The sequence below is a fragment of the Acinetobacter sp. 226 genome, from assembly GCF_048147925.1.
In the GTDB taxonomy this organism is placed as follows: domain Bacteria; phylum Pseudomonadota; class Gammaproteobacteria; order Pseudomonadales; family Moraxellaceae; genus Acinetobacter; species Acinetobacter pecorum.
Window position 1 is genome coordinate 120,986 of record NZ_JAYWYX010000008.1, and the last position, 9,126, is coordinate 130,111.

The window sequence follows — 9,126 nt, forward strand, 5'->3', positions numbered from 1 at the left end:
GGATCATCTTATTTTTATATTGGATCATGCTGACTCCTTGATTGCCAATCAGGGCCCACTTAAAGATACATTATGGCATCACTTGCACTATAAAACAGTCATGGATTTTCATTGCTGAAAAATAATACGCAATGGTAGACCAACAGTCCAGATTTAATAGAAAACGCCTTTATTGGCCTTGTTGCCGCAGCACGCTAAGTTCGGCCAGACCGGTATAAATGTGGTGTTGAAGACTCTGTCGAAATGCGATCAGCTCTTCCTGAGTATGCACCTGAGCCATCGATTGTCTTGGCATAAACTGAAAATAAAATGGCAGACGTTTGGGAAACAGTCGCTTGGGCAAAGAAGGAATTACATCGCCTTGACGTAGTAATTTTTTGAGTTGTGGTACTTTCAGGAGTGTCTGGAAATATTTGTGCTGGACAATCTTATTGGCATCAAAGCCAATCTCATAGACTTCGTCCCCACCGAGCGCTGCAAACGGGACAATATCATAATTAAACTCTTGAGCCAGTTTTAAAAATCCGTAACGTTGCTTCCAGATCAACTGATACTGCTCGCCTTTTCGTTTTAAAACTTCACGACCCCCACCCGGAAAGACCAGAATGGAATAGCCCTGCTGCATCGCAGTACGCACATAATGTTGTGTCCCATCAATAGCACCAAATTTTTTCACAGCTTCACGCCACAAGGGCACATAAAAATGGCTATGATCAGCAATGCTGACCACAGCCACTTTATGTTCGTTATAGAGATAATCAATCAGCATCGGAGAGTCGAAGATTCCGTACATGGAATGATTACCGACATACATTGCAGGTCGACTGGCATCAATATATTCGGCCCCTAAAAAAGTAGGGGTAAAATAAAGTTTGGATAAGGCACTTAAGCGTCTAATCCACTGCCCGTCATGTTTGACCTGCAAAATATGCTCCTGGCTTATGCAACGTGTTTTTGTACCAGAATTGAGCCGACTGAATAGCCTGCACCAAATGAACAAAGTACGCCATATTCGCCATCTTCAACTTCATTTGCAGTACGGTGCAAGGCAATGATTACACCTGCTGAAGAGGTATTCGCGAACTCGTTCAGAATAATCGGTACCAGACCAGGTTTGGCATTCTCCTTACCCACCACCAGCTTCAGAATCAGTTCATTCATGCTGGCATTGGCCTGGTGCAACCAGAAACGTTTCACCTCTGTTGGCGCAATATGATTTTTCTCAAGCTGAGTAGTAATCATTTTTGCAACCAGTGGGCAGACTTCTTTAAATACCTTGCGACCATCCTGACGGAAACGCTTGTCATCAATATCGGCATTTTCAGACGTATTCAGGAAACCGAAGTTATTGCGGATATTATTGGAGAACTGGGTAAATAATGAAATATCCAGAATTTCAAAACCGGTCTTGGTTTCGGTGTCTTCAATAATGGAGGCAGTGGCAACATCCCCAAAAATGAAGTGACAGTCACGTGAACGAAAATCGGTATGTGCAGAAGTAATTTCCACATTCACAAGCAACACACGGCGTGCACCTGCTTTGATCGCATCATAAGCCTGTTTCAGACCAAATGTAGCTGCAGAACAGGCCACATTCATGTCATAGGCATAGCCTTTGATTCCTAAAGCAGTTTGAATCTCAATCGCCACAGCCGGATAAGCACGTTGCAAATTCGAGCATGACAGAATCACGATATCAATATCTTCAGCGGTCACACCGGCATTTTCCATCGCCTGCTTGGCGGCAATTACACCCCACTCTGCTTGCAGTGAAATTTCGTCATCTGCACGTTCACGTAAGTTTGGACGTAAGCGTCTTGGATCAAGAATACCTGATTTTTCTACAACATAACGGCGCTGGACACCAGACGCTTTTTCAATAAACTCTGCACTAGAACCACGACGCGCTTCAATTTCGCCTGCAGCGATTTTGTCAGCATTTTCGTGATTAAACAGTTCCACATAAGCATTTAAACTTTCAACTAATTCTTCATTGGTGATGACGTGTTCCGGATGGAATAAGCCCGTACCCGTAATGCGGATGCCCATGTAAAACTCCTTCTCTGAATTACCTATATCTTAACTGATTCCAAGACGATCCCATACTTTTTGCAAGCGAGTTGGAGACACGGGTGCTTTTGTTTTCATCGGTTGTGAAAACAATGAGATTCTTAACTCCTCGACCATGAAATACAATTCTTTCAGACGAGGGTCATCTTTAAACTGAAATAATTTTTCCATCCATTGATCAATTTGGTCAATGGCGGAATTGTCCCTTTGTAGATTATTGGGCAAGCGCTCTAAACGCAAGATCAAGGCTTTTAAATAACGTGGAAATTCAATCCAGACATCAGACGGTTTACGATAAACAAAATCAGAAAGGCTCATTAAATCAAGCTGATCTTCAATATCATTGATATTTTTTTCAAACACAGAATGGTCTAAAACCAGCAATTTCCGGCGGATTTCCTGCCACTGGATATAAATATCCGTGATCTCTTTCAGGGCGACCTGCCCATGACTTAAGAAAGATTTTTTTACATCTTCTACCAGCTTTTGGAACTCTTGCGCATTGACAGGAAGCTCATTTATGGACATTTGCAGTGTGGCATAAACTAACATTTGTTCCAGTTGTGCCTTGTCACCGAGTGGTGAATAAGCCAGCGCCAGAGGTTTGGAAATCTGTTTTTTCAACTGGCGGGTCAAGTCTCCGAGTTGCATATGTACCAGTCGGATCACTCCTTCACGATGTTTTTTGACCGCTTCAGCCTGATCATTAAAAGTCTGAATCACTACACCCGATTCATCTTTCTGCTCCAAGTCAGCAAAAGCTTTGGCCGGAACCAGCGCCTGATACTGCTTGACCACAACACCGGTGACTTTTTGCGAGGCTTCAAATACAAAGCTTTCCGGGAAAGTTGTAAATTCACCTTTAAGCTGTTTGACCGGACTATGCGTTTCAGTCCGGCAGCGCGCTTTCAGCTCAGCAAGATCACGGCCCTGCTCAATGACACGACCTTTTTCATCAGTCACTTTAATAAAAGGCAACAGATATTGGTCTACCCGGTCAAAGCTGAAATCTTTCTCCGTGATTTGTTCGCCTCGCAGCTGGAAGGCCAAGAAACTAAAAATATGTTTCTGTAAATCCTGCGCATCTACTTTTGCCATGAGTTTTCGTGCAGTATCCGGAATTGGCACCAGATTACGGCGCTTGTCTTTTGGCAAAGACTTTAGTAATGCTTCAATCAGCTCCAGACGCCAGCCGGGAATCCCCCATGACCAGATCCCTTCATCGACCTGTGCCAAGGCTTGCAGTGGAATTTTAACTGTCGCACCATCCTCATCATGACTCGGGTCAAAACGATAGGTTGCAGCCAGACGCAGGCTACCATTCTGCAAATAGTCCGGGAATTGTTGTGTGGTTGGACGATCATTTAGCCACAGCGCATCGTCATCAACAAATAAATAACGCGGATTCTGCGGCTCTACTGTGGCACGCCAGTCTTCAAAACTACGCCGGCTGGCCACTTCAGGCGGCACTTTAGACGCATAGAACTGGTAAATGGTTTCTTCATCTACGACCAGGTCACGACGGCGCAGCTTGTCTTCTACCCGCTCGACTTCTTCCAGTTTAAGCAGATTATGTTTTAAAAATGGTGGAGTAATGCCTAAATGCCCAGTGGTTAAAGCATCCCGTAAGAAGATTTCATGTGCAGCTGCCTGATCAACTTTTTCATAATTGATCGGACGCTTTGGCTCAATGATCAGACCAAACAGGGAAATCTGGTCATAGGCATTCACTACACCGGCTTTTTTCGACCAGTGCGGTTCAAAATAATGATGCTTGAGCAGGTCACGTGCGGCCAGCAGAATCCATTCCGGTTCAATCTTGGCAAGGGTACGTAAATACACTTGGGAAGTCTCGACCATTTCAAAGGCCATCACCCACGGCGTATTGGTCTTGTGCAAGGTAGAAGCCGGGAAAATCCGTGCTTTTTGCTGACGTACTGCCATAAAGACATTACGCTCATCGGTCTTGTTGGCGATAAACGATAAGAGACCGGTCAACAAGGCACGGTGCAGATTTTCATAACTGGCTTTCTTTTCATTAAATGACAGTTTTAAGCCCTTAGCCAAATCCACCAGCTGCTCATGAGTTTTCTTCCATTCACGCAGACGCAACCAGCTCAGGAAATGATTTCGTGCAAAAGTACGGCGCTTATTTTCACTCATGCTGTCGCGGTTATTGTGCAGCGTCTCCCAGAGTTTGAGATAGAACAGGAAATCAGAATCGGCTTCACGGAATAATGCATGCTTCTGATCCGCCTGCATCTGCTTGTCTGCCGGACGCTCACGCGGGTCCTGAACTGCAAGTGCTGCCACAATCACCAGCACTTCATTCAACGCTCCAAAATGTGCACCACCAAGAATCATACGGGCCAGACGTGGATCGATCGGCATTTTCGCCATTTGTTGACCGATCTTGGTTAACCCCCCTTGCGTTTCCCCTTTTTTAAAGGAGGAAGAAGTTACGGACTGCTTTTCATCACTAACTTGAGGAGAATTTTTCTCAGCCATTGCACCCAGTTCAATCAGGAGCTTGCGGCCATCATTTACCAGACGATGATCTGGTGGCTCAATGAAGTCGAAGTCTTCGAGTGAACCCAACCCCAGACTTTGCATCTGCAAAATTACAGATGCCAGGTTAGTTCGCTTGATTTCCGGTTCGGTAAACTCTGGACGGCTCAGGAAGTCTTCCTCAGAATACAGACGAATACAGACACCCGGTGCAATACGGCCACAGCGGCCTTTACGCTGATTGGCTGCTGCCTGAGAAATGGCTTCAATCGGCAGGCGCTGCACCCGTGAACGATAGTTATAACGCGAAATACGGGCAAAACCGCTATCAATCACATACCGGATATTCGGAACGGTTAAAGCCGTTTCTGCCACGTTGGTGGCAATAATAATACGTCGTCCGCCCCCAGAAGGATTAAAGATTTTCTGCTGTTCGGCCAGCGCCAGACGCGCATATAAAGTTAATACTTCAGTATGGCGTGGCCCGTGTTTGATCAGGGTTTCCTGTAACTCACGAATTTCCTGCTCCGTACTGGCAAAAATCAGGATATCGGCGTGTTCAGGATGGCCTTTTTCCTGTGCATCCTGAAAGCATTCTTCGACTGCTTTGACCACAGCGCGAGGCAGATTTTCTTCAAAGTCATCAAACTCGTCATCATCACTACCGCCAATGCTCATTTCCGAGATCGGGCGATAACGCAGCTCAACCGGGAAGCTGCGGCCTTCCACTTCAAAAATTGGCGCACCATTAAAGTAACTGCTAAAACGGTTTACATCCAGGGTTGCTGAAGTAATGATGACTTTCAGATCAGGACGACGCGGCAACAGCTGCTTCAGATAGCCCATAATGAAGTCGATATTCAACGAACGTTCATGCGCTTCATCAATAATAATCGTGTCATATTTGGTCAGGTAACGGTCATGCGTCAGTTCGGCCAGTAAAATACCGTCTGTCATCAAACGCACAATTGAATCTTGCGAACCCTGTTCTGTAAAACGAACTTTAAAAGAGATTGATTCCCCAAGTTTTTCACCGACTTCTTCAGCAATACGCTGTGATACGCTGCGTGCTGCCAGTCGGCGCGGTTGGGTATGCCCGATCATTCCAGTCAGGCCACGTCCAGCCAGCATGGCAATTTGCGGTAACTGGGTAGTTTTACCAGAACCGGTTTCACCCGCTACAATAATGACCTGATGCTTTTGAATCGCGGTAATCAGCTTGTCAGCATACTGGGTTACCGGCAAATCCTGATTCAGCTTGATGTTTGGAATATGCTCAAGCCGTTGCCGTACTTTCAGATTGGATTTTTCAAATAATTCCTGATACTGCTTGGCATTTGCGTCTTTCCCCTTTTTCAGTCGATTTAAACGGTGACGGTCACGCGCCATTACCCATTGATCTACATTTAAATGACTCTGCACAGAGAAAACACCCACATCAAAAAACTGGAAAGGTTTATTTTACTTGGTTCATCAGATTTCAGATAGTCGTAGTTCTGTTAAGTACTGGGCAATTTAACGTTACTCGTTTAATTTCACTCATTTTAGCGCAATAAATCTGGCAGCATGATCATCTCCCTGAGATCTGTCTACATGATTAGATTTAAGTATGAATCCGAATTTACGATTGATATTTAAATTAATTTCCGGAAAACATGCTTTTTTTCTGAATGACCCTTGAATTTTTTGGTTTCAACATCATGTTTGCTAGAGTGAGGAAAAAGAGATAATTTTGTCATCAGGCCATCATTTTGATGCTGCTAAGTGAACAAAGTTATTTTGCTAAGGCGGAGCATTTTTACTTAATTCGGTTTTTCCGATATTTATAATGTAAAAATACCATTTTAGCATTCACCAGAATTTCGATACTCTTATTCAAAATCAAAGACTACCTCAATCATGGAGACAATGATGAGCTTAATTAATACTGAAGTTAAACCATTTAAAGCAACTGCATTCCAAAACGGCAAATTCATTGAAGTTACAGAAGCTGACCTGAAAGGCAAATGGTCTGTTGTATTCTTCTATCCAGCTGACTTCACTTTCGTTTGCCCGACTGAACTTGGTGACCTTGCTGACAACTACGCTGAATTCCAAAAACTAGGCGTTGAAATCTACTCAGTTTCTACTGACACGCATTTCACTCACAAAGCTTGGCACGATTCTTCAGAAGAAATCAAAAAAATCCAGTACGTAATGGTTGGTGATGCTAACTGGACGCTTGCTAAAAACTTTGACGTATTAATCGAAGCTGATGGCCTTGCTGATCGCGGTACTTTTGTCATCGATCCAGAAGGTAAAATCCAAATCGTTGAAATCAACGCTGGTGGTATCGGCCGTGATGCTCAAGAACTTCTTCGTAAAGTTAAAGCAGCTCAATACGTACATGCTCACCCAGGCGAAGTTTGCCCAGCTAAATGGAAAGAAGGCGATGCAACTCTTGCTCCTTCAATCGACCTAGTAGGTAAAATCTAATTTTAATTAGATTGAAGTGATTCAAAAAAACCACGCTCTTTAGCGTGGTTTTTTATGGTTTAAACTTTTATGTCAGCGCAATACGGGATTTTATTAGGACTTTAAAAGGACTTTTAAAATTTCCGTCCAAATTTTTTCTTTTTTAATTATTTAAAATTCAGGCATATCTTTTGCTTCTCTTTCTCATAATCCTTACCCATTCTTACAATTCAGCTATACATCTCTAGCATCACATAGCATAAGTTCGAATGACAAGATAAGAAATATTCAGTGGAGGAACGCATATGCAAAAACTGCTTACCGTGATTTCTTGGAAATACAATCCTTCAAGTCGCCACCTGAAAATTGTATATAGTAATGGCCATACCGAGCTATATCACCCCGTACCTGAATTTATTTATGACAACCTGTTAAGACGCCAAGACAAAGCCGCATTCGTAGAAAAATATCTCGAATACAATTTGCATTTTAATAAAATTTGCATGGATTAAAACAAATCCGTTTTAACGGAACTCCACCATCAGCAAACCTGCGCCTATGGGTACTGTCATCATAATAAAACGTGGGTCTTGCTGAATTAAGGTGATAAATTCTTTCACTTCTGCTGCATGCGAAACAACATTATCGACTACCAGCAAACCGCCTTTGACCTTGAGCAACCGGCTTAAATGTGGCCAGTAACTGACATAGGCATCTCGTTCGGCATCCAGTAAAATAAAATCAAATACTTCTTGCGTTGCTTCTAGATAAACTTGAGCATCTCCCACTTTAAAATCGATCAAATCTGCCAGATCAATTTCTGTCGCATATTGCTTGGCCTGATCAACCCGTTCTGCATCACGTTCAAGAGTTGTAATCTTGGCTTGAGTCTGGCGTGCAGCTTTAGCCAGCCATAAGGTTGAATAACCGGTAGACGTACCAATTTCCAGTATCTTTTTGGATTGTTGTACACGAACCAGCATAGATAAAAATTGGCCAGATTCGGGCTCTATATTGCGATATCGGTGTAGTCGATCATTCTGCTTCAGGTCATGCATATGAAATTTTTCATATAATTCCTGCATGAATTTTTCAAATTTATCTGGATTCATTATCTCTCTTCCCTGAGTCTTGCTAGCTTAAAGTGCCTGAATCAATTTAAAACGTTCCACCTCCCGGTCATCGTTCGTGGTAATGGTTTCAGTGAACATGGTTAAAGGGCGTACCCAAATCGAATAATCCCCATAGAGACATTGATATACCACCAGTTTTTCTTCAGTTTCACTATGGTTCGCCACATGAAACACCTGATAAAGCTGACCCTTGTAATGCTGATAAATACCGCGTTGTAATTCCATCACTAAATCCTCCTCAATACATTCTAAATATTAACCTAAAATAGCAAACATAACGGCAAACTACTTGAAAATTCCCATTTAATCCATATATAGGAAATTGAAATTGATAGTGAATTTCTTAAGCTATCCAAAAAATCGATTGATTATATAAAAACAACCTGTTTTACCTATTCAATCGATTATCCTATCATGGCTGTATCAAATAAACATTTACTCCTCTGGAGGCGTTAGCAATGTTAGACCAAAATACTTCTGCCCAACTTAAAACCTTACTTGAGCGCCTTGAAGGCCCGATTGAACTGGTGGCTACCCTGGATGGCTCTGACAAGTCAGACAAGATCAAGGAACTGGTCGAAGAGATTGCGGCACTTTCTGATCAGGTGACTGCCCGCTTTGATGGCAGCAACAAACGTGTGCCAAGTTTCGGTATTGCCAAAGCCGGTGAACAGCCACGCGTGTTCTTTGCAGGTTTGCCGATGGGACATGAGTTTACTTCCCTGATTCTGGCATTGCTGCAAACTTCCGGTTATGCACCCAAAGTCTCTGATGAAGTGCTGGAGTCGATTAAAGGCCTGGGCATTCAATCCGACTTTGAAGTGTTCGTCTCCTTAAGCTGCCATAACTGTCCGGATGTGGTTCAGGCACTGAACCTGATTGCGATCTACAACCCGGGTACCACAGCCACCATGATTGATGGTGCCTTCTTCCAGGATGAAGTCGAAGAACGCAAGATCAT

General features: G+C 43.3%; 7 protein-coding genes and 1 pseudogene. 3 read left to right on the plus strand and 5 right to left on the minus strand.

Annotation, left to right across the window (positions count from 1 at the left end):
• Positions 1-169: 169 nt before the first annotated feature.
• From VXP95_RS05435 to hrpA, 3 genes are read right to left on the minus strand one after another with little or no spacing between them, the layout of a single operon-like run.
• Positions 170-925 (minus strand): 1-acyl-sn-glycerol-3-phosphate acyltransferase, encoded by a 756-nt coding sequence (locus tag VXP95_RS05435; RefSeq protein ID WP_064096596.1) that lies wholly within the window; start codon positions 923-925, stop codon positions 170-172.
• Positions 926-939: 14 nt separating this feature from the next.
• Positions 940-2,049: a beta-ketoacyl-ACP synthase III gene (locus VXP95_RS05440; RefSeq protein WP_074383265.1), complete on the minus strand. Its 1,110-nt coding sequence runs from the start codon at positions 2,047-2,049 to the stop codon at positions 940-942.
• Between the two features lie 30 nt (positions 2,050-2,079).
• Positions 2,080-6,000, minus strand: a complete 3,921-nt coding sequence (gene hrpA, locus VXP95_RS05445) for an ATP-dependent RNA helicase HrpA (protein WP_416711625.1) — start codon at positions 5,998-6,000, stop codon at positions 2,080-2,082.
• 489 nt (positions 6,001-6,489) lie between these two features.
• On the opposite strand from hrpA, the gene ahpC reads away from it, so the two are divergent.
• Positions 6,490-7,053 (plus strand): alkyl hydroperoxide reductase subunit C, encoded by a 564-nt coding sequence (gene ahpC / locus VXP95_RS05450; RefSeq protein ID WP_004278916.1) that lies wholly within the window; start codon positions 6,490-6,492, stop codon positions 7,051-7,053.
• A 284-nt stretch (positions 7,054-7,337) separates the two neighbouring features.
• Entirely contained in the window at positions 7,338-7,544 is a 207-nt protein-coding gene (locus VXP95_RS05455; protein WP_004278917.1) for a KTSC domain-containing protein, read from the plus strand.
• A gap of 12 nt (positions 7,545-7,556) precedes the next feature.
• On the opposite strand, the gene VXP95_RS05460 is transcribed toward VXP95_RS05455, so the two are convergent.
• Together VXP95_RS05460 and VXP95_RS05465 are read right to left on the minus strand one after the other, a co-directional pair.
• Positions 7,557-8,147: an O-methyltransferase gene (locus tag VXP95_RS05460; RefSeq protein WP_416711629.1), complete on the minus strand. Its 591-nt coding sequence runs from the start codon at positions 8,145-8,147 to the stop codon at positions 7,557-7,559.
• A gap of 24 nt (positions 8,148-8,171) precedes the next feature.
• Positions 8,172-8,390, minus strand: coding sequence for a DUF1653 domain-containing protein (locus VXP95_RS05465; protein ID WP_064102750.1), 219 nt, complete (start codon positions 8,388-8,390; stop codon positions 8,172-8,174).
• Between the two features lie 233 nt (positions 8,391-8,623).
• Here VXP95_RS05465 and VXP95_RS05470 point away from each other — a divergent pair.
• Positions 8,624-9,126 (plus strand): annotated as a pseudogene (locus tag VXP95_RS05470) (alkyl hydroperoxide reductase subunit F); the annotation flags it as partial.